The 474-nt window shown below is 48.7% G+C and carries 1 pseudogene; it reads right to left on the reverse strand.

From position 1 onward, the window contains the following. Window positions 1-474: pseudogene (locus tag HMPREF2732_RS08965) on the reverse strand (hypothetical protein); the annotation flags it as partial.

Genomic DNA, 474 nt, shown 5'->3' on the forward strand with positions numbered 1-474 from the left:
TATTGTAAAGTGTCGAGGCAAGGAAATGAGCCGCTGCCTCTCCACCTGCTGCACCCGCCGCACCAGCAGCAACATTACGGTTGCCCGCATAAGCCTCTACCGCGCCCCAAAGTGCATGAGCAGTCAAATTGAGAGCGGTATTTACATTACCTTTTGCATCTGTGGTCGCTTTCTTAATTTGGTTATTCACCGCAGGTGATAATCCTGAAGCCACCACTTCCGCTGCCGGTCTGCCGGCTAAAGCTGTGCTGATAACATTTAATGCCGAATCAATGACAAGACGTTGACTTCCACCCGTTTCCCATTCTTTGGCTTCGCGACTCGCTGTCTCAAAATTATCTCGTGCTTGTTTGGCTAAAGCTTGGTTCGTTTCGTTGTTGTTTTCTGCCTTGGCTTTTTCTGCTTCTTCTAAGGCAATTGCGGCTGCATTACGCTTCGCCTTCGCTTCTTCGCCAAATTTATTAGCAAGCAAAC

The sequence above is a fragment of the Haemophilus sp. HMSC061E01 genome (assembly GCF_001810345.1).
In the GTDB taxonomy this organism is placed as follows: domain Bacteria; phylum Pseudomonadota; class Gammaproteobacteria; order Enterobacterales; family Pasteurellaceae; genus Haemophilus_D.